Here is a 21,540-nt window from a genome sequence, read left to right as displayed (position 1 = left end):
ATACAGTGCAGGAGCCACAGCATGATCGTCCTGCACCACCCGATCCTAAGGACCCGTGTGTCTCTCGCATCTCCCACCCTGCGCCCCCACCAGCGTGAGGCGGTCGAAGCAGTCACGAACGCTGTCGTCGCGGGAGAGCGCCGGGTCACCGTGGTATCGGCTTGCGGCACGGGCAAGACCCTCACCGCAGCCGCTACCGTCCACCGCCTCGCACCCGAGGGCATCGCGCTGGTGGCCGTACCCACCCTGGCGCTGCTGACCCAGACCATCCAGCGCTGGCGGCAGGCCGGCCGTACCGGGCTGGCCGTGGGGGTGTCCTCGCTCACCCAGCGCCGCAGCGGACTGGATCCAGCACAGGCACTCATGACGAACGACCCCGAACACATCGCCGCACTTCTCAGCGAGGCGCACGGCCCGGTCACCGTCTTCGTCACCTACGCCTCGCTGCCCGTCATCCGGCGCATCCACCACGACTACCGCGTCCCGGCCTGGGACATGATGGTCATCGACGAGGCCCACCGCACCTGCATGCGCGTCGGGAGGGGATGGGGCGCCATCCACAGCGACGACGCGCTGCCCGCGAAACTGCGCCTGTTGTCGCCGCTCGGTTTTTCTGCGTTGCTTTGGGGTTTGTGGGCTGGGACTTCGCAGTTCTTCTGAGTGGCCTCTGCGGGGGTGGTGCTTTGTAGCGCTGGTCTGAGCAAGGGCGATGTCTTCTTGACCTGCGTGTGTGTGGTTGTGCAGGTTGACTGAGCGTGGTGCTGTTCCAGTGGGTCGCTATTTGGGGCGCGGTTCTGTGGAGTGCTGCGGGTGTGTTTGGGCGTTACTGCGGCGGGTGATCGGGTCGATTCCGGGGCGGGCTGGCTCGGCGGCTGACGCAGCGCCGAGGTTTGCGAGCTGGTCTCTCCAGTGGTGTCGCCATTGTCCGCGTGTGGCATCGTCTGCCAGTGCTGCGTCTACTGGTGTGCTCTTGCCGAAAGGCCACAGGGGTTCGGTGCCAGAGCCCAGGCAGAGCCGGGCGAGGAATGAGCGGCGCACGAGGTCGCGCATGCGGTCGACTGCGAAGGCGAGGGCGACGCCGAACATGGCACCGTCGGGGACGGCGGAGACTGATGTGATGATCTTGACTAGATCTTTTTGCTGGATGCTGCCGCCGTGGACCAGGCGGGAGCGGAGCTCGTAGAGCTTGGTGATGTCGCTGAAGATTGAGGTTCCGGTGTCCGTTGTTGTGGCCAGCAGTGCAGCGGCCCGGTTCTTGAGCCGGAGTGAGAGACCTTCGCCTTTGTCGTCGCCGGTCAGGACAGCCTCAAGGGCGGTGGCGAGGTCGACGATGCGTTCGAAGTTGTCGCCTTCTTCGTGGGCGCGGTTGTACCGGTACAGGGCCGTGTCAAAGGACGTTGCCGCCATGCCGTCGCGCTTGATGACCACCGCGTCGATGAAGTCGCTGAGCGCGGCGAAGGCCGGCGCGTCGTCGGGGGAGAGTCGGACGACGCGCTCAAGGAGGGAGCCCAGCTGCACGGGGTTGAACGCTCGCGGTTGCGGGCGGATTTCGGCCACGAAGGTTGAGGCGCCGGTGATCTCCCATCCGGATTGATGCGACCCCGCGTGTAGCAGCCGAGCGAGCATCAGGAAACGGCTGATCGTCGAGGATGCCCGACGTCCGGCATCGTATGGGTCATCGCCCTGCGGAACAGCAGCAGTGGAGACGAGGAGCGCGTGGGGCGGCGCGTAAATGAAGGGAAGATCTCCGTCGAATGCGGTCGGAATGGCCGGGATCAGCTGCTGCGCTCGCTGGACGAGATCGCGACTGTCGGTCTCCCGGTAGACGGTGACTCCGCCGATCTGAACGGGTCCATCCCCCGCGGTGGTGATGTGTGTGACGGCGCGGCAGCAGTGCAGGGTGTACTCGTCGCTGTTGAGGACCTCGATCAGTTCGTCGGCGGACCTGGCCACGGCGGGGCTGTCGGCTTCGAACACGCCGTCGCTGAGCGCACACCGCGCGATGGCAGCCTCGAGGAACCTGAAGACGTATTGGTTTGCGAACTCGGCGTGCCGTCTTTTCAACGGCTCCGCGAACCGCCCGGGATACGCCTGCTCCACGGCCGACTGCAGCTCCTGGAACTCGGGTTGGTGCATGACGTCCGGTCCTGCGTAGTCGCGGCCGACGTGGACGAAAGGCTGGAAGGCGGAGGCTGGGATAACGCGTTGTTGGGTCAGGATCGGGAACGCTGCGCCGATGAACGCGTGTGCAAGAGCCTTGAGGTGCTCCGCTTGGCTGACGCTGTCATGCGCGCGGTGGCCTGTCGTCTGCCAGGTCCAAATGGCGTGGTCCAGGGCCGGCGGTTCTACATCGAGGCGCTCGGCCGCGGCGTAGACGAGCTGGACGACACGTTCGCGCTCGAGCGCGCGCTCGGAGATGCCCAAGGCGGAGGCGATGAACCGGATCACCATGCGGTCCGGCTTGACGTCCGGTAGTCCCAGCAACATGCGCAGATAGCGCCAGGAGACGCCCGAGCCCTGGCCCGGCACAGCAGTCCACGCAGCCCGTGCCTGATCCCCAAGGTCGGTTGTCGCGGCGGCCCGGAAGTGCGCGGCGGTGTCGATACCAAGGCTCAACAGAGCTGCGGCGGCCTGTTGGACTGCTGCGCCCTTCAGAATGGCGCCTGGCTGGGTGGAGACGCGGTTTCTGGTGCCGATGCGGTCGATGAAGGCGTCGGTGCCGCCCAAGTAGTCGTAGAAGGCGAGCAGTTCCGTCAGGTCGTCACCGGCGGCGTCGCCGCCCGACAGTCTGCGCTGCGCGATGTAGCGGTTGATCACGCCTGTGGTGATGGCGTAGCGGGTGCCGACCGACCAGATGGCGTCGATCACTGAGAGCGCGAGGCTGTTGGGGTAGCCAGCGAAGGCCGACCACTGGGTGAGGGGAGGCAGTCTGTCCTCGCACGCGGCGAGGACCTTCTCTACGTCCTCGTCTTCGGACGTGTCACCTGCCGGGACTGCACCGCTCATGCGTAGCGCTCCTGACGAAAGCCGGAGAAGAGGTTATCCCCGGTCCGGTGACCATCGCTATGTGGTCCGCCAACTGCCAGGAGCGGGCAGATGCCTGTCGCCAGCGGAGTCGGGGTGGATGCCGATGGTGGTGAGGAACTGCTGCTGGGTGGGGTGGAGGGTGTTCCAGCGGGTGCGTTGTCTGGCGGCCCACTTCTGGAGGGTCGGAGGGTGGAGCTGGCCGTTGATCTGGTGCAACTTGGTTTGTTGGTAGGTGCGTTGCCAGATGCTGGGCCAGGGTGGGTTCCACCAGGGGTCGAGGGCGTCAAGGACGTGGCTGGTGGTGGGGGAGAGGCGGCCGTGTCGGGCTGCGCGGCGTTTTTGCACCAGCCAGCGGCCCAGGGGGAAGCCGTCGTGCTGGCTGTCTGCGCTGGGGGAGAGGTGTCCGTGGAGGTTGGCGTAGGCGCGGGCGTGGGCGAGTCCGGGGCTTGTGGGGTAGACGCGGCTGGTCCGGCGGCGGGCGGTGGCTTCGGGGGTGATGGCCAGGTCGGTGAGGAGTTGTTGCTGTTGGGGGCGTAGCAGTGTCCAGGCGGTGTGTTGTGCTCTGATCCAGGTTCGTACGTCGGCCGGGACACCGTGGGGGCGGTTTTGTGTGGTGCGGGCGCGGGTGCAGGCGCGTTGCCAGGCCAGGTCCCAGGGCGGGTTCCACCATGGGTCGATCGTGGTGAGGGCCTGGTGGCGGGCGTTGGGGGTGGTGTCGCGTCGGGCTTGTTGGCGTTGGTCGTTGAGCCAGCGGCCGAGGGGGAAGCCGTCGTGGACGGTGGAGTAGGTCACGGCCAGGGTGTGGTGGGTGTCGGCGTAGGCGCGGGCGTGCTTGAGCGCGGTTTCGGCGTAGGGGTTGAGGGGCCGGGTGCGGGCGGTCTCACGGGTGAGGCCGATGTCGGCGAGGAGGCGCTGCTGGTCGGGGTGGAGGTCGTCGTAGTGGGTGCGCTGCAGGCGTAGCCAGGCGCGCTGGGTTGGGGCGAAGCTGCGGAAGTGGTGGTCGGCGTCGAGCTGGTGGCCGGCCTTGATGTGGTCGTGGATCTGCTGCCAGGCGTGCTGCCACGCCAGGCTCCAGGGCGGGCACCACCAGGGATCGACCGCCGACAGGGCCTTCGTCGGGGCGGATGGAGGTGTGCCGCGGTGGGCGTGGTCGCGGGCGTGCTGGCGTTGCCGGCGCAGCCACCGCCCGAGCTGGAAGCCGTCGTGGACGGTGTCGACTGCGGCGGCGAGGGTGCCGTGGACGGCGTGGTAGGAGCGTGCGTAGCCCAGGGCGGTGGCGAAGTCGGCCTCGCTTTCGGCGGGCCGGGCGGTGGCACTTCGGGCCTGGGCCGCGGTGATTCCGATGCGGGCGAGCAGGCCGTGTTGGTCGGGCAGGAGTGTGTCGTACTGGGCGCACTGGGTGGTCAGCCACGTGGCGAGCGCGCTGCCGGTACCGGGGAACCCGGCCGCGGTATCCAGGACGTGACCGCCGTCGACGTGGGTGCGTGCCTGGTGCCAGGAGCGTTGCCATTCCAGTGTCCAGGGCGGGTTCCACCAGGGGTCGATCGCTGACAGGGCCAGCGCGCGGGGGGAGGGGGTGCCGTGCCGCAGTTGGTGGGCGCGGTCCTTGCTGCGCTGGTTGGAGAGCCACTGCCCCAGCTTGATTCCGTCCTGGACGGTGTCGGTGGTCGCGTTGACCAGCGTGCCGTGGGTGTCGGCGTAGGTGCGGGCGCAGGCGAGGACGTGCTGGAAGTGGGTGGCCATGTGCTTGCGGCGGGGCCGGGCCGCCCGGGCGCTCTCGCGGGTGAGGCCGATGTCGGCCAGGAGGCGCTGCTGGCCGGGATGCAGGGTGTCGTAGCCGGTGCATTGGTTGTAGAGCCATTCGCCCAGGTTGAAGCCGGTGGTGGGGAAGCCGTGTTCGGGCCGCAGGGCTCCGCGGGCGCGGGTGTGGTCGCGGGCCTGGTAGTAGAAGCGCTGCCACATCACTGTCCACGGTGGTCGCCACCACGGATCCAGCGTCTCGAGTTCCGCGACGTGTTCGGGTGGCATCGCGGGGAATTTCCGGTGGTTCGACAGCCACCGGCCCAGGGCAAAGCCGTTGAACCGGCTGTGGATCGGTGCGGCGAGGTGGCCGTGGACGGCGGCGTAGGCACGGGCGTGCGCCAGACCGGTCGTGAATGCCTGGGTCGATGTGTGCCGAAGTCCCAGGTGAAGCCGCGTTGCGCCCTCTGCCTTCTCTGCCCTGTGGGCGGTGTCGCGGTAGGCCTGCAGTTCCCGGGCAACGGGCCGGGGCCGGTGCGTCATGTGCAGCGTCCACAGCCGGCCCGCGGCGGCCTCGTCCGCAGGGGAGCGTACACAGTGCTGCGCCCAGACCAGCAGGGGACCGGCGGAGGTCGAGGCGATCCGCTCGGCAAGCCACGGCCGCCTCGTGACCCGTGCCAGCTCGGTGACCAGTTGTGGGGCGTACCCGAGGGTGTGCGGCACATGCCCGCCGGTGTCGTCGAGCAGTCGCTGCCGGGTACGTTCGCCGGTGAGGACCGAGGCGAGGGCGACCGTCTCCGGATAGATGACCGCGTCCCGCACCAGCAGCCGCCACCAGCCCTGATCAGCCCCAGGCGGCGCAGTCTGACGTTCCCGGCGCGGCCACTGCTCCTCCTCGGGCCACTGCTGCGCCCACCAGGAGACGACCACGGCATGGGCGACCGCGAACGCCTCGACCGCGTCGGGCCGATGACGCAGCAGCGCCCAGTGCCGCCGGTGTGCCGAGAGCATCTCGGGCAGCCCCGCCAGATCGATCTGCTCGGTGCCGGCCGGCGCGCCGTCGATCCAGTGGGTGCCGAGCATCCAGTGCCGGTGGCGCGGGCAGATCCGGGTGTGCGGTTTCAGGTACAGCCGGGCGGGCTTGGTCCGTCCGGTGCGCGCGGCGGTGCACAGCCTGCAGCCTTCCCCCGCGGCCGGCACCACGCTCCCGAAGCGGAACCGCCCGGCCGCACCCGCCCCGTCCGGCGAGAGGGGCTCTTGGGCGCTCCAGGCGGGCAGGGCCCGCTGAAGGATCTCCTCGGGCACGCGGCTGAACGCGGAGACGCGGGCGCGGGCTTCGGCGTTGAGGTACATCTCGCCATCCGTGCGGTAGCCCTTGAACAGGCCTCCGCCGACCTGGAGGAGGGCGGGGATGAGGTCTCTGACGCCGAGCCGGTAGCGGTCGGCCAGCCGGTCCAGGTACGACAGGTTCGTCTCGCCCTGCAGCGGTGCGAGTCGCACCGGCCCTGGACGTGCCGCAGCCGTACGCTGCGGCTGCGGCTGCGGTGGAAGAGAGTCGTGCATGAGGGGGCAGAGGTCGTTCCTGGAGGGTTCGGATGTGCTGGCATCCGAGCAGCGGCCAAGTGGGGGAGCGGGACGGACGGTTGAGGAAGACGCCGGCAGTCAGGGCTGGCGTTGCGAGGGCATCCGGCGGCGGTGCGGTGCCCGGGCCCGTTGTTCGGCGGCGCTGTCGAGCTCGATCTGTTCGAGCATTTTCTTGGTGATCTTCTCGGTGCCGTCCAGCAGCGAGACCAGGGCGGCTTCGCGGATGAGGTGGGAGAGGCTGCCCATGCGGCCGCCGGTGCGGGCGTGCAGGTAGGCGGCGTGCGTGAGCAGCGTGCCGGGCCGGTGGCGGCGCAGCCGCAGGGCGCTGTCCATGCTGTGTACCAGGTCGTGCCAGATCTGCTTGTCGGCTGGGCTGCCGTGGCGCAGCGGCTGGTTGCGCACGATTTTGAAGCGGCCGGCGAGCTGGGAGCCGCGCACACCGGTCAGCAGCGGCGAGGATTCGACGTCGATGCCGGAGTAGACGAAGGTGGCCGGGATCCGCTCGCCGAGGTACTTCAGCTGGTCGGAGGTCTCGGCGCCGGCCCGGCTGCGGGTGTCCATCAGGTGTACGTCGTCGACCAGGACCAGCTGGGTGCCCATCTCGCACAGCAACTCGCACACGGCGTTGGTGATCTGGATCTGGTTCATCCGCTCCAGCATCGGCAGGCCGAGGAAGCGGGCGAACTCGCTGATGAGCATCTTCGGCGTGGAGGACGGCGGCACCGTGATGAACAAAACCGGCAGACGCTCGTCCTGGTTCGGGTGGCGGCGCCGGTCGGCGAGTTCGACGGTGCGCCCGAGCTGCTGCATCGCGGTGGTCTTCCCGGTGGTGGCCGGCCCGGAGATGATCAGGCCGCGTCTGGCTCCGCCCTGCTGGCCGCGGTTGAGCAGCAGCAGGCGGCGTACCGCAGTGGAGATGATGTCCATCGCGGGGGTCTTCAGCACCACGAACCGTGCGTGGTAGTCCTCCCGTTGCTCCAGCGTCCATTCCTGGTCGTCGGCGTCCCGTGCCGGTGCGTGGGGCGTGTCGACGAACTGCTGCCATCCGTCCCACGTGGTCAGCGGACTGAACGTGCTCGTGGTGGCGGGCTGGGCCGCTGTCACCATGCCTGGGCCTCCTGGTACGGGTCGTAGATGCGCATGCCGCCCGCCCCGGTGGCGCCCGGTGTCTGCTCAGCGGCCTGGTCCCGGGGCGTTTCGGCCGTCGGCTCGGATGCTTCATCCGCGCGGCCTGCCGCGGCGTCCTGGCCGTCGGCGAGGGCGGCGAGAAGGTAGTCCTCGTCGTCCGGGTCGTCCTCGATGTCGTCCAGGCTGTCGTCGGCGTCCCAGCCGTCAGCATCCTGAAGCGGGACGGTGAAGGAACCGGGCAGCCCGAACGAGGCCCCCGGTGCGAGAGGAGCAGGCCACTGCTGCGGGGTGGTGGCGGGGGAGGGATCGGTCATCTGCGCGGCCGCCTGGGCCCGGGCGGCTACCGTCCGCTCTCGCCTGCTGCCTAGTCCCTGGCCGGCACGGCGCAGCAGCTCATCGAGTGCCTGGGCGATCGCTGCCTCGTGCTCTTCACGGCCATGCCGGCGTTCCACGGTACGGCGGACGTGGTCGAAGGTGAACGCGGTGAACGGGCGCCTCACCGCCCCCGCGTGGACCCACGGCACCTCGAGCCATCCCTCGGGCAGGCGCACCCACACCCGGTTCGGATCGTAGGGGTTGTGGTGGACCTCCCACCGTCCGTTCTTGTCCGCACGCGGTGAGCGGCGGCGCCGGTAGGGGTTCAGGCCGGGGTGGTCGTAGGTGCGGTAGCTGAAGCGGACGCCGTAGTCGTTGACGGCCTGCCACCGAAGAGGCAGCAGCTCGACGTAATCATCGGCGGACAAAGGCACCGGTACATGCCCCGTCAACGCCACCAAAGCCGCCCACATCTCGTTCGGGGAGACGGCGACCCGCGGCATCATCGGGTGCCGCAGCGCCTCGTGCCGGCGCTCCTGCCACCCGCAGATGACCCACTCGTCCAGCAGTTCCTGAAGCTGCGTCAGGCTCCAGCAGGCATCCTGCTCCGCGGCCGCGCCCCGCTGGGAGACGTCCGAGCCGGTGTGGCCCGGCAGGTACTGGCTGAACCCGTCGGCAATCGCGCGGAAGGTCCGCTCCACGTTCCCCTTTGCCGGGCCGTTCGCCGGCGGCACCGGCTGCACCGACACCCCCAGGCTCTCGCACGCCGAGACGAACGACGCCGACACGTACACCCGGCCCTGGTCCACGACCACCGTCTCCGGCATGATCACCGGCCGGGCGGCAGCCTGCTCCAGCCGCGCGTCCAACGGGATCAGCCGCTCGTAGGGGATGACCGACCGCTGCATGGACAGTGCCGCATCCCAGCCCGGCCGCATCGCCGCAGGCACCACCATCTGCGCCAGCAGCGTCGCCGCGTCCACCGACGTCGTGCCCACCGGACGCACCACCGCGGCGCAGATGCTGCGCGTCGCCACGTCCAGCGCGATGCACAGTTCAAGACGGCCGGTCACCCCGTCGTCCAGCACCGCCAGTACATCCAGCGGTGTGCTGTCCAGCATCACCAGCTCGCCCGGCCGCAGTGCCACCGTCGGCGTGAAGGGAGGTGCCGGCCGCGACGCATGCCACCGCCGCTGCGCCGCCGTCCCCAAAAGGCCCTGTCCGTCGGCCACCGCGTGCACCAGCCGGTTGAACGTCGACGCCGGAGGCAGGGCCACCGCCCCGGCGCCGTACTCCTCCTCCAGCAGCCACCCCACCCGTCGGCGCAGCCGCACCAGCGTGCCCGTCGACCGCTCCCGCTGTCCCTCCAGCACCTTCCTGACTGCCGCGACCACCCGCTCGTCGGCCCGCCCCACCGCCGATCGCTCCCGCGCCGCCCGGCCGTCCACCAGCCCCCACAAGCCCTCGCTGCGGTAGCGCGCCCGCATCCGGCGCACCGTCGCCGCACTCGCCGCCCAGCCCGCCGCCGTCAACTCCTCGGCCTTGGCTCGCTCCCGCTGCGCCAGGCTCCGTGTCGCCGGATCGAACTGCTCACGCGGGGCGCCCTGCCCGACCGCGTCAGGAAAGCCGGTCTCCACCTCCCGCACATGCCGCTGCCACGCCAGAGCCCGCTCCCGCACCTGTTCCGGCAGCGCCTCCAGCAGGCCGAACGGCGGCACGCTCCCCGGCGCCGGTCCGCCTTCCACCTCGAAGGACGGATCGGCGAACAGGTAGGGCAGCAGCACCACCGCCGAGGCGCCCTCGTCGGTCACCAGCGTGGCCCGGGCGCCCTCCAGCACGGCGAGTGTCCATACCCGTCCGTCGTAGCGAAGGCGCGCCCCGACCTCGACAACCGCCTGCGTCACGCCGCTTCGGCCTCCTGCCGTGCGACCGAGATGGCGGCACGCTCGTGCAGCGGCTCGTCCAGCCGCACCCGCAGCACACCGCTCCACAGCGCGTGAAAGACCGCAGGCCACACGGCGATCGGGTCACCCAACTCACACACCGCCTCCACCGCCGGCCGCGGACTGGCGAACACCTCCGCCAGAGCTGGCATCCGCGGCCCTGCGGCGTACCGGGGATGCCGGTAACCCGCCAGCCACCGCACATTGGCCACCAACACTGGATCCGGCGGCCCCGCCAGCCGGTAGGACCAGCCCGCTGCCTTGGCGGCAGCCGCCACAACCCGTGCCCGCGCCGCCAGCCGGACAGAGGGTCCGCTGCGTCCGGCGCAGTCGAGCAACAGGCCTCTGCCGTCCTGAAGCCTGGCCATCAGCTGCGGCGCATGACCGACGGCCTTGCTTTCCTCACGCCACACCAGCTCCACTGGCCGACAGGCCAGCGCCACCACCGCCGGTTCCCGGTCCAGCAGCATGAGCTGGGTCCGCATGACACCGGACCCGTACGCCACCAGCCGCGAGGTCGTCGACGACCACCACCAGCCCGGAGCCACACGCCGCCCGGACCGGACGGGGAAAGGCCGTACCGCAGGACTCTCCTCGAAGACGACGTCCTGCGCAGCCTCAAGCCACGGGACCTGACGCGAGCACCCCAGAGGGTCTCGAAAGCGCACATCGATCAGGCCGGCATCTACAGCCGCAGCTTCTTCGCGTCGAACAGCACCACCCGTACTGTGCGGCTCGGGGATGCGGCACCCGGCCCCGGGCACCGCGGACGATGTGGCCTCCTGGCTGCTGTCGATGATCACGAACTCCACACAACGCCATGCCTGACCTGCCGCGCAGGAGAACCGGCCGGTAACCCCCAACCGCCACAACTGCGTTACCTCGCAAGCCTGTTGGGCTGCGTGCGCGGGCCAGGATGCCACCCAAGCTCGCCGGTGTCAGTGCGAACTCCTGCACTTTCCGGCTGCCGGTCCGCCCTTCTTCGGCGCCCTTTGCCGCTCCCAGAGCGGACTGTGGCGCCAGGGTCGTTGCTCAGCCGCCGCCGGCGTCAGCCTTCGGTACGGCTTGCTGCGAGCACCCGGGACAGCTCCGCGGCGGGCATTCCCGCCCACCGGGCGACCTCTTCCAGAGGCATCCCGGCGTTCACCGCCAGCAGGGCGGTCCGCTTCCAGGCGTTGTCGATGAGGGCGGCGCTGTGGCGGAGAGTGCGGAGGAGCTGTTGGGCGACGTCGGCGGTCGGCCCGGTCTGTACCCCGCGCAGCTGCAACAGTTGTTCCTCGGCGTTCTTGATCGTGCTGGTGATCAGTGCCCGCTGTTCGGCGGGCACCGTCGCGCGCCACATCGTCCCCGAGCCGGGCGCCTTCTTCTCCTTGCCCAGTACCCGCAGCTGTCCGGCCATGGTGGCGGGCTGGTGTTCCTGGCGCAGCCACCAGGGGTCGTTGTCGTATCCGGGCGGTCCGCCGGCGCCGCGGCGGAGGCGGATGACGGCGCCCATCCAGGAGGTCAGCGGGCCGCCGTAGTCGGTCGCCGCCAACGGCCCCAGCCACTCCCGCCCGACCCGCTCACCGAGCCTGCGGCAGAACGCCCCGTCGGCAGGCAGCCCCCGCGGCCGCCCGGCACCACTGTCGGCCCACACCAGTTCGGCCATGGCCGGGTCCAGCAGCGCGTCGGCAACAGCCACCACCTCGGGGAAGACGACCGCGTCCCGCCCCACGATCCGCCACCACTCCAGCTCCGCCCCGGCGTTGCCGCCCGCGACCTGATGCAGCCGCCCCGGCCAGATGGTCTCGCGCTCCCAGTGCAGGGCCTGCTCCCACCACCGGGCGACCACCGCATAAGCCAGTGCGAACACCCTCTCCGGCTCTGCTCCGGCCCGTGCTGCCCGCCGCGCCACACCGGCCCACCGCCGCTGCGCCGCGGCTACCTCCGGCACACCCCGCACGTCCAGATGCTCAAGCGGCTGGTCGGCGTCCGCGTCCAGGAGCCACCGCGGGTGCCGGAGGCACACCCGTTCCCATCGCGGCGCGTACCGCACCACCCGCACGGCCGTCCCCGTGCGCCCGGCGGTGCACAGGCGGCAGCCGAAGGCGACCGGCCCGGCGACCGCGCCGCCGGTCCGCCACGCCGCCGCCGGCACCCCGTTCTTTCCGGCCGACAGCTTGGCGTCTTCCTGTCCCCAGGACGGCAATGCCCGCGCCAGGACGTCTTCCTCGACGCCGCACAGGCCTGCCAGGAGCTGTCGTCCGGCTGCGTTGAGCAGCACCTCGGCGTCGGCCCGCGCGCCCCCGCCGTCGTGCCCAGGCGGGTAGTTGCGCCACTGCCAGCACAACCGCAGCACTTTCGCTTCCATCCTGTAGCGGTTTGCGATGCGGCAGATCAGCGACGAGGTCGTCTCCCCCCGCAGGGGGGCTGTCCGCAGGAGGGCGGGGCGATGGGTCACTTCACTACGGTCTCGTGTTCGCCGATCCGGGTGGGCTTTTTCGCAGTAGGTGAAGGGGCTTCTCGGGGGCCCGCAGAGCCAAGCAGTGGCTCGAGGGCACGATGCGGCCAAGCCCAAGTGTCTACCTGGAGCTTGTCGACGCAGGTCGACACACTCCAAGCTTCCGTACGGTGATGCACCGGAGGCTGGCCGGCATCGCTTCTTCGGGACAGCGTTGACAGATGCGGGAGGTTGCACAGACCGGTACGGATCTCTGCCTGCTCGGCTGGGTTCTCGCTCTGCCGATTGTCAGTGCTCCGTGGGACTCTTTGAGTACGCCAGTGACGGACCGAGTGGAGAGTGTTGAGGTGTGTGCCATGGCCGTGCGTGTTCGGCATACAGATCCACCCGCGCCGTCCGGGTGCCGGTGGTGCGGTGAGGAAAAGAGCAGACACGGCCGACGGTGGGTGGCTTCTGCTGGAGTGCACTCGTGGGAGGCGCCCACCCGTGAGCAGCGTCTGAGCAGGATGAAAGCCCGCCGTTCAGCGCGGCTGGCTCATTCGTCCTCGGACCAGTGACGCAGCCCAGCCTCGCTGGCGACCTTGATCGCGTCATTGAACGACTTCACCAGGGCTGGCGGAACATCTGAGGGCTGCCGCAGTCGCTGTGCCAGCTCGACGACCATGCTCTCCTTTTTACGCGGAGCCTGCTCGGAGTGCTGGTACAGCAGGGTGTGAAGCGACTTGCTGAACTTGCCGGTCCGGCGCAGGTCCGCGACGTCCTTGGACGTCCATTGCTGTTCGTCCTTGCGAGGCCATTCGGCGTTCATGGTGTCGGCCCACTGATCGTCGCTGAAGACGTCCTCCAGTTCGTTCGGGTCTCCGAGGAAGAGGCAGTCCTTCTCGGCGAAACCGTACTTCTCCAGACGATTGAGGCTGAACTCCTTTTCCTTGTCGCGGATCGAGTCGCCGTCGACCAGGAACATGACGGTGCGCTTGTGCTTCTTGAGGAATTTGGCGAAGTTGAGGGCGCCGTCGTTGCCGCCGCAGTCCCACAGTGCGATGCCCGCGGACTGGATCGGGTAGCCGAACGCCAGCTTGAACAGTGCCGGCAGTGCCGCGTACTCGGTGGGACCCTCCACGCCGACGAAACACCGTTCGTGCAGGAGGACACTGTTGCGGAAGCCCAGGGAAACCGCCATGTTCGACATGAAGCGCCGGGTGTCCTCGTCGCTGTCCTCTGCGCCGAGTGACTGTACGTAGGCTCGTCCGTCCCGGCTGTTGAGGTGCACGATGTCTTGGATGTCGACGCCGTCGATCAGGTTCAGTGAATGGGTGGCGACGATCACGGTGGACTGCTCGGCCGATGCCGACACCTTGATCATCTGCATGATGCGGCGCTGGTGGTCGTAGTCCAGATGGGTGTCGGGCTCGTCATAGGCGATGATCACGCCGGGACTGTCGTCGGAATCCTCCGACAGCAGTTCCTGACTGGCTTCCCACAGCGCCAGGGAAACTCGGCGTGACCGGCCAGAACCTGCTGCTGTCAACGACACGGCCCGCTGGCCCGGAGCTGCAGCGGTCAACGACAGGCTGTTGACGGTCGGCCGGAACTGGACGCCCGGGTCCACGGTGAAGGCATCGAATGCGCACCGCTCCTCGACCAGCTTCTGTAACCGGACGACGTCGTCTTTGAGGAGAGCGGCGAACTCCTCCTCCAGATCCGTGACTTTCTTCCGGGTCTCCTCCCGCAACGTGTACTCACGCAGCTTCGCCGTCAGGATGCTGCGTACGACTGCTTCGGGAGACTCGGCCGCATCTCCCTTGAAATACAGCAACTGAGGAAGTGCAGAAGCGACCGCCTCGGGCGCCACTACCCAGTCGGTGACTTTGTCGTCGGTGCCGGCGGCGTGCTCCTTGAGCAGCTCTGCCCAGCTGTCCTTCACGTTCGGCTTGCCCTCGGCCAGCTTGAGCCCAAGCTCAGAGGCCAGGTCCCTCAACTCGCCGGCCTTCAGAGGGGTGATGTCCCGCAGGGCCGGATTCCGCGGCACCTCCGTCAACCACTCCAGACAGCTGCGCCCACCCTCCACATAGCGCCGGCGCACCCGCAGAAACGGTCCCGTGCCGAGCGCCTTCTCCTCCGCCGCAGAAAGAGCGAATCTGCCTTCGACCGTGACCGTACGCTGCTCCTCGTCCTGGTCCGCGGGCAACGCTGCGCGCACGGGCTCAGCCTCGGCGAAATCGGAGATGTCGCTATCGATGATGCTGCGTTCACCGAGGAGGACCGCGATCGCGTCTAGGGTCGCTGTCTTCCCACAGTCGTTGTGCCCGGTCAAGATCGTCTGCTTGTGGATCGGAATGCTCTCGACGTGGCCCAACGAACGGAAGTTGCTGACGCTGAGTTCGACGAGTCGCACGCTGCTCCCTTGCAGTACGGCACGCGCGCGTGCGGTGGGCAGCCAGCAACGCGTCGGTGTAACGCCCCCATTTACAACGAGATGGAACTCTAGCGCCTGCCGGGACGTGGGGGAGGGCCATCACCCGAAGGTGCGCTTGGTGGCTCTGGGCTACGTGTTGCTCTCGAGCGGCAGTCGGGAAGCAACTGCCCATCCGGAGCGCCAAGCCGTCGAACTCACGTGAGTGACCAGAGGACGGAGATCTCAGCGCGGATCGAAGCGTGATGCTGGCGGCGTGCCGTTCGGTCAGATGGATGAGCGGGTGGGGCCGGGGCGCGGACGGTGGGGAGGTCGGTTCAGTCGGGTGTGACTGAGCGCTTCAGTTGGCGGGTTGAGCGAGGACGCGCCTTGGCCCCGGCACAGCGGCTGTGCCGAGGTGCGATTGGTCGCGGCAAGCACGAACCTGCTACACCTCGCCGCCCTCCTCCCAACGGCACTCAGTGCAGCGCACCCCGGCGTAGTGATCTCCGCGTTCGGGGTCGGTCGCACCCCACTGTTCGAGCTTGGCTGGCGGGGCGCCGCAGTTGGGGCAGATCACGTAGACGCCGGCTCCGTGAAAGGACACGGCCTTGATAGTCGCCTCGTCCAGGAGCTGTTGGACGCTCTGAAGGAACCCGGTGGTATCGACGCCCAAGATCTTGTTGACGGCGGTCTGGTCGTCGTCTTCGGTCACGGAGACCCAGTACAGGGGGCGCAGGAGCGCCGGGAGTGGCGTGTCGTCCAGACGAACCGGAATGATCCTGAGTCCGTCTTCCAGTCGCCGGATGATCGCAGTATCCAACTCGGACTTGACCCACTCCGACGTGCTGGCGTGCTCGGACCAGCAGACGAGCACAGTGTCGACCGTGTCCAAGGCGACCCCGACTTTGCCAGGAATGGAGTCGCCGGGGCTCAGTTCCCACTCATCGAACCAGGTGTCCACGCCGCCCAACCGCAGCTTCGTGGCGAAGGAGCGAACGGCAGGCTTGTCCTTATGGTTATGGGAAACGAACGCGCGCACTGTTGCTCCTTGTCAGCCCAAAGACCTAGCACAGGTTATCGTCAAGATGACGTTTTCGCATCCGCACTCCGGCCCGCAGGGTGCGCAAGGTGCCGTCGGGGGCTCGCAGTTGCCAGAAAGCAGAGAAGGCGCACCCGAAGGTGCGCCCGCCCTGCCGCCTTGCTGGACCGCAAGCGCTCACCTCGCCAGGTACAGCGCTCATCCGCCAACTAAAACGCTCAGTCACATCGGGGTGTGGGGCCCGCCGGTGGGCGTGAGGTTAGTAGTCGAGGTCGAGGTAGTCGATGTCGTTGAGGGTGACGTCGGAGAGTCCTGTGGCGCGGCCTCCGCCGTCTTGGAAGTAGATCTCTTTAAAGCCTTCGGCGATGATCCCTCGCATTTGCTGGTCGCCGGCGCCTGTGTTGCGGGCGTCGAAGAGGCGTTGTGCGTAGGCCGGGGGGAGGTGGACGGTGAGGCGGCGGAAGCGTCCGTCGTCGGTCGTGCCGACCGGTGCGGTGTATCCGAAGCGGGCCCTCGTCTCCACCGTGATCCCGGTCGCGGTGGCGGCCTGCTTCTGCCGGCGTTTGCGTACCTGTGGCTGCCACCGTTGCCGTACTACGTCGTCGATCCGGTCCGCGATCGCCTTGGGCGGGTGCTTGCGCTCTCCCTTGCGGTAGCGCTCCACCGACCGTTGGCTGACCCCGAGCTCCGCCGCGACGGCCTTGGTCGTCTTGAGCTGCTTCATCAGGAAGTTGATTCGGGCCTGGAGTGTCTTGGGCGGCTGGCGGGTGAACGATTCCCGGTCGGCGCGCTCGATGGCGTCGTCGATCTCCCCCACGGTCTTACTCTCCTTCGTCCAGGACGGCGTCGCCGCCCTTGATGTGGCGGGCCGGGTTGAGGCCCTGCTCCATCAGGTCGACCGCCCACAGCATCGACTGGACGCCCTCCAGCTTTGCCAGGCCCGGCGTGGGCCCGAGGCGGAACCCGCCGGGCTGCGGCTTACCGCTGGCGGCGTACGGCAGGAAGTCCAGCGGGCTGTCGCCCGGGCTCGGGTAGACGACGCAGTCGGAGAGCACGGCGAGCGGGTACAGGCCCGTCATCTTGACCATGTTGTTCAACTTCCGGTGCATGTTGACCCGGGCCTTGCTGATGACGGCGGCGCGGATGTCGGGGCGCCACGTCGGGCGTTCCAGGGCCGGCCACCGCTCGCCCTCCTTGTAGGACTTGCCCTGGGGGCGCTCGCGGAGTTTGCCGACGCCGCCCTTCACGGTGGCCTTGATGGCGGCGAGGACGGCGGTCAGGGCCGGGTCGATCTGCTTGTGCTGCTCCATCGCGGCGAGGAAGGCCCGGTCGTCCAGGTCCTTGGTGACGCCGAGGTCGGCGAGGGTGTCGACGTAGGCGTTCTTCAATCGGTCGTGCCAGGGGTCGAGGTAGGCGCCGGTCTCGCGGCGCAGGTACGCCTCGATCGGGTGGACGTCGTGGCCGAGTTCCTGGGCGTAGGCGACGGTGTGCGTCTGGTACCAGGCCGGGCCGGTCGGGCGGGTGCCGTCCGGGGTGAACGGCGACGGCAGGCGCGGGTCCAGTTCGATGTGGGAGAGGTCTACCAGCCAGCTCCCGGGGATCTTCGGGTTGAACTTCGGGGCGTGGAAGTGGTCGGGCGCGGACAGGCCGACGACCAGGCGGGCCGCGGCGGCGAGGAACGCGGTGTTGAGGTCCAGGCCCACCGCGAAGGGCAGCGTGCACTCCTCATCGCTGAGCGTGTCCACCGAGCGCACCCACTGGTACGCCTCTTCGTTGAGGAATCCGCCGGTCCAGCCGCTGTTCACGACGACGGGGTGTTCGGGGGTGGCCTCCGGCGGCGCCGGGTCCATCGGCTCCGTGCCGAGCGAGCCCGCGTTGTGGCCGGACACCCAGTTCCCGGTCGTCGGGTCCTGCACGGCCTTCGTCGGCGGGCGCAGCGCCGTCATCAACTCCAGGCCCGAGACGGCGGTGGAGCCGCGCGGGGTGATGACCCGGGTCGCGTAGACACCGAGGACGCGGGCGATGTCGGCCGGCTCCATCTCACAGACGCCGGGCCACGACCGCTCATCAAGGGCGTCCCACGACAGGATGGCGAGCTGCACGCACTGCCGCTCACGCCCCTGCGCCTTGCGGTAGACCCTTGCCCACGGGCCGAAGCCACGCTGCGTCAACTGCCACTTCGCCTTCGCCACCTGCTTGACCACCGGGTGATCCTCGGGCAGGCGCAGGGAACGGCGCTGCTCGTGACCCTCCAGGCGCTCGGGCAGCCCCAGCTTCACGGCGGCCGCGGCGGTGAGCACGATCAGCGGGTCGGAGTCCTTGCCGTACCGGTTGAGCTTCGCAGCCCCGAGGCCGGACTCGCGCAGTGTCCACTCCACCAACTCCGGGATGCTAGTCGCTGGGCAGTCGAGCACGATGCCGTCGACGCCGTACGCGGAACCGTCACCGTCCAGCACCGCGAGCGGACCGTGCGGGAACCGCGAGTCGGCTACGGGCGCGGAACGCTTCTTCGCCGGACGGCGCGACGTCGCCGACTCAGCCTGGACGACGGGCACCTCCACTACGGCGGGCGCCTCGGGCACGGCCGGGCCGGTGAACGTCTCCGCAACCGGTTCCGGGTTGAGCGCGGGAGCTGGGGCGGGCGTGACAGCGGGAGCTCCGTGGGCCGGGTACTTCGCGGCCCATCCGTTCAGCAGCCGCTGGTAGGCATCCAGGCGCGGCGACTTTGGCTCCGAGCGGCCGTTCTCCCAGTTCTTCACCGACTGGGTCGTCGTCTTCAACGCGGTGGCGAGGCGGGTCTGGGTGATGCCAGCGGCCTCACGCAGCCGGGCACGCTCCGCCGGAGGCGGGAGATGCGGCTCCTCGTTCAACAGAGCGTCGACGGACGCGAACAGCTCTTCCTCAGATGCCATTCCCTGTACCTTCACATCAGGACCCGATACGGCTTAACCAAAAACTTATCCCACTCCTTAACCTTCCTGTGCCCATTTCAACCCCAGCGCGGCGAGCGCGGCGAGTTTGTCGACGGTGAGCTTCGCGCGGCGGCTTTTGCTGTTGCTGAGGAACACTCCGAGTCGGACTTCTGCCCCGTCCTCCAACTGCTCTGTGTGGCCTCTGGGGACGGTCACGGAGCCCTCCCGGGCCTTGTACTGCGCCAGGGCTGCGATACCCCGTTCGAAGGCTCCCAGGGGCGTCGTGGTCGGCTTCGCGGGCGCCTGCGCCTCGGGGGCGGGCGGTGTGATGCCGAGTTGCTCCAGGCGTTCGCGCTGCCCGCCCATCAGCGAAGCCCACACCGCCGGTTGGCGCTGTTTCGCGGCCCATCGTCCGATGTCCATGCCGTGGACCGTGACGCCGGGCAGGACGTCGGGCTGGCCTTCTTCGTCGCGTACGAGTTCGCGTAGTGCGGCGTAGTGGCGTTGCCAGTCCGCCGGCCAGGCGGGGTTCCAGTCTTCGTCGACGGCTTCGAGTGCTGTCTTCCATTCGGGGTGGTCGTCGAGCGCGCCAGGACGCCGCAAATTTGCGAGCCACATTCCCAATGGTCTGTTCAGCGCGGTGGCGGTCCGGGGTGCGCAGAGGGTCCAGTGTTGGTCGTAGTAGGCCTTGGCGGCTTCCAGGTTCTCCTGGAACCTTTCATCGGCCATCGACCACACCATGCCGAGCCGCTCCAGGCGCTGCGCGCGCTGCCCGTTCATCTCCCCGGCCCTGTACGCCCGTCGCTGCTCCGCCACCCATTGCCCGAGTGGTGTCGCGCCCTCGCGGTGTCCGTAGGGCACCCTCGCGTTCCCGACCCGTTCGACGTATGTCTTCAGCTTTGCCCAGCCGCGGGCCCAGTCCTGGCGTTCGGTGTCGATGACGTTGAAGGACACCCAGTCCGCGACCATCACCGGATCCCTGGGGGCGGCAAAGCGGAGCAGCAGGCGGGATTCGTCCTCGCCTTCCTCGGGCGGCGTACCGATGTACTGGGACGGTTGCACCATGTCCTTCTGCGGCTCCTGGGGGATCGCCAGCAATTCGATTACTTCTTCGTCGTGAGCGCGCAAACCTTCCAATACCTTCACCAACGGGCGATACGATCCCGAGGTGAACATGTCTTCCGGCTTTTCCCCGGGCTGGAGAAATACCGGCACGATCAGAGAGGCGATCTTGCCCTGTCCGGGCTTCTGACGCAAAGCGCGCCCGATGGCCTGCACGATATCGTGAGGCGCGCCCTTGGGGTCCAGGAGAGCCACGGAATCCACGGCGCGAATATCAACGCCCTCACCCAATACGCGACAATTCGAGAGAATGGCACGCAGTGCCGTGGTGCCGAATTTGCCCAGCACTCCGCGCCGGCGTTCGGGTACGTGCTCGCCGCAGAGCCAGTCGGCCCAGATCTGCGCCGGGTACCGCTCGGGCTGGTCGGCGTGCAGTTTGGCCGCCACGCGCTCCAGGCCTTCCGCGTATGCCTGTGCCTCGATGGTGCGGTGGTGGAAGGTGATGCATGTCGACAGGTCGTGCTGCGTCATCGTGTGCAACAGCGCGGCCTGCAGGGCCCCGAGCCGCTGACCGCGCACCTCCTCACTGCGCCGCTCCTCACCCATCAGCCGCTCGGGCGTGACAACGGGGTCCTGGAGCTCCAGGACGATGATCTGGTACCGCGCCAGCAGCCCGCGCGACACAGCAGATGCGAGGGACAGCTTGTAGAGGACGGGCCCGAAGACCCTCTCGTCGTCCATGGAAGCCGCCATCTCCCGCGGCAGCCGGTCACGCACCCCCTCAGCAACCTCCCGGTTCAGCCGTTCCTCCCAGATCCGCGGCGTCGCCGTCAGGTACAGCCGGCGCACCGACGGAATGACCCCCTGGTCGTGCACCGCGGCCCAGGCCTTACCCATCGAGCCACTGGTCCTGTGGGCCTCATCAACCACCGTCAGGTCCATGAGAGACAACTGCTGCCCGTAGACGCCCTCGAACGCCTCGGAAAGGACACCGAGGCTGGCGTACGTCGCGAAGACAGTGACCGGCCCCTGCCCATGCCACAGGGCGAGCTGCACCGGATTAGTGGTGCTCCGGACCTTGAGATTCCACAATTCCGGGTCGTCCTGGAGAGAACACACCGCGACCGCCGGACCCGTGTGCCCGGCGGTATTCCACGCCTGAACCGTCTGGGACAGCAAATCCAGCGTCGGCACCAGAACGAGAATGCGCCCCTTGGGCGCGAGCCGCTTTGCCGCCGTAGCCGCGATGATGGTCTTTCCCGTTCCGCACGCGGCGTGTACCTGTCCGCGCAGGCCATTCACGGGAATCCCGCCCGGCGGGATATCGAGACCGCGCACAATGGCGGCAACGGCCTCGATCTGGTGGGCACGTAGTTTCACGGCCATTCCCGTGTTCTCCTTTTCGCGGAATGATGCGCGTATCAGAATGGAGATTCCCGGAGCGGCGAAAGGCCCAGGGGTGATGCTGTCTGTTCCCAGACTCTACACAGTGCACAAGCATGATGCATCACTCTTGCGTCAACTTCCGCACTCTAGGGTGGCACATGGCCGATTCCCGCCTTCCCGTGACCGATCGGGGTGTATGCTCGCGAGGTTCGGTGGGGTTGCGTACGGGCAGTTGAGAACGGGGGAGGGGTTCGGGTGGAGCGCAGCGGAGCCCGTCACTACGGTGGGGCCGGCACTTCGTCAGGCCGACGATCCGTCACATACGCTGCAGAGGTGGTAGCTGCGAATCCCAGACCCTACACAGTCCCGCACGCGATGCACTCCCCTTGCTGCCAGCCCAGGCACCCGCGCAAGCGCGGGTGCCCCCAATTCGCGCTTGCGCGAATTGTATTCCGTTTCAGAATTCCGTTTACGGAATTCCATTCCCGCGTTTACGCGGGAATTCGAATTGCGCTTGCGAAATTCGCACATTATGCAGCGCGCCAGCGCTGCATAACCCGCTCCGCGGG

Annotated in this window: 12 protein-coding genes; 1 reads left to right on the top strand and 11 read right to left on the bottom strand. The window is 68.4% G+C overall.

Annotation, left to right across the window (positions count from 1 at the left end):
- Positions 1-57: 57 nt before the first annotated feature.
- Positions 58-660, top strand: coding sequence for a DEAD/DEAH box helicase family protein (locus ACIBK4_RS35470; protein ID WP_399001524.1), 603 nt, complete (start codon positions 58-60; stop codon positions 658-660).
- Between the two features lie 117 nt (positions 661-777).
- Here ACIBK4_RS35470 and ACIBK4_RS35465 read toward each other — a convergent pair whose 3' ends face one another.
- From ACIBK4_RS35465 to ACIBK4_RS35415, 11 genes are all read right to left on the bottom strand, one after another.
- Positions 778-3,006, bottom strand: a complete 2,229-nt coding sequence (locus ACIBK4_RS35465) for a hypothetical protein (protein WP_399001522.1) — start codon at positions 3,004-3,006, stop codon at positions 778-780.
- A gap of 57 nt (positions 3,007-3,063) precedes the next feature.
- Positions 3,064-6,267, bottom strand: a complete 3,204-nt coding sequence (locus tag ACIBK4_RS35460) for a Helicase associated domain protein (protein WP_399001520.1) — start codon at positions 6,265-6,267, stop codon at positions 3,064-3,066.
- Between the two features lie 162 nt (positions 6,268-6,429).
- Positions 6,430-7,458 (bottom strand): TniB family NTP-binding protein, encoded by a 1,029-nt coding sequence (locus ACIBK4_RS35455; protein WP_399001517.1) that lies wholly within the window; start codon positions 7,456-7,458, stop codon positions 6,430-6,432.
- Positions 7,452-9,698 (bottom strand): transposase, encoded by a 2,247-nt coding sequence (locus ACIBK4_RS35450; RefSeq protein WP_399001515.1) that lies wholly within the window; start codon positions 9,696-9,698, stop codon positions 7,452-7,454. The genes ACIBK4_RS35455 and ACIBK4_RS35450 overlap by 7 nt, the downstream gene beginning before the upstream one ends.
- Entirely contained in the window at positions 9,695-10,540 is an 846-nt protein-coding gene (locus tag ACIBK4_RS35445; RefSeq protein WP_399001513.1) for a TnsA-like heteromeric transposase endonuclease subunit, read from the bottom strand. Before ACIBK4_RS35445 ends, ACIBK4_RS35450 begins: the two co-directional genes overlap by 4 nt.
- A 245-nt stretch (positions 10,541-10,785) precedes the next feature.
- Complete coding sequence (locus ACIBK4_RS35440) at positions 10,786-12,087, bottom strand: DNA-binding protein (RefSeq protein WP_399001511.1); 1,302 nt, start codon at positions 12,085-12,087, stop codon at positions 10,786-10,788.
- A 625-nt stretch (positions 12,088-12,712) separates the two neighbouring features.
- Entirely contained in the window at positions 12,713-14,572 is a 1,860-nt protein-coding gene (locus tag ACIBK4_RS35435) for an ATP-dependent nuclease (protein ID WP_399001508.1), read from the bottom strand.
- Between the two features lie 445 nt (positions 14,573-15,017).
- Positions 15,018-15,611 (bottom strand): toll/interleukin-1 receptor domain-containing protein, encoded by a 594-nt coding sequence (locus ACIBK4_RS35430; protein WP_399001506.1) that lies wholly within the window; start codon positions 15,609-15,611, stop codon positions 15,018-15,020.
- A 259-nt stretch (positions 15,612-15,870) separates the two neighbouring features.
- Entirely contained in the window at positions 15,871-16,428 is a 558-nt protein-coding gene (tpg, locus tag ACIBK4_RS35425) for a telomere-protecting terminal protein Tpg (RefSeq protein WP_399001504.1), read from the bottom strand.
- 4 nt (positions 16,429-16,432) lie between these two features.
- Entirely contained in the window at positions 16,433-18,523 is a 2,091-nt protein-coding gene (gene tap / locus ACIBK4_RS35420) for a telomere-associated protein Tap (protein WP_399001502.1), read from the bottom strand.
- 57 nt (positions 18,524-18,580) lie between these two features.
- A complete protein-coding gene (locus ACIBK4_RS35415) occupies positions 18,581-20,971 on the bottom strand; it encodes a Helicase associated domain protein (protein ID WP_399001500.1) in 2,391 nt (796 codons plus the stop codon).
- Positions 20,972-21,540: the final 569 nt, after the last annotated feature.

Source organism: Streptomyces sp. NPDC050528, from assembly GCF_044457795.1.
In the GTDB taxonomy this organism is placed as follows: Bacteria; Actinomycetota; Actinomycetes; order Streptomycetales; family Streptomycetaceae; genus Streptomyces.
This window is presented reverse-complemented; position numbering and strand designations above follow the sequence as displayed.

Bases quoted from the DNA above. Each gene is read 5' to 3' on its own strand.
- ACIBK4_RS35465 (WP_399001522.1), bottom strand. From the start codon at position 3,006: ATGAGCGGTGCAGTCCCGGCAGGTGACACGTCCGAAGACGAGGACGTA.
- ACIBK4_RS35455 (WP_399001517.1), bottom strand. From the start codon at position 7,458: ATGGTGACAGCGGCCCAGCCCGCCACCACGAGCACGTTCAGTCCGCTG.
- ACIBK4_RS35440 (WP_399001511.1), bottom strand. From the start codon at position 12,087: ATGGAAGCGAAAGTGCTGCGGTTGTGCTGGCAGTGGCGCAACTACCCG.
- tap (WP_399001502.1), bottom strand. From the start codon at position 18,523: ATGGCATCTGAGGAAGAGCTGTTCGCGTCCGTCGACGCTCTGTTGAAC.
- ACIBK4_RS35415 (WP_399001500.1), bottom strand. From the start codon at position 20,971: ATGGCCGTGAAACTACGTGCCCACCAGATCGAGGCCGTTGCCGCCATT.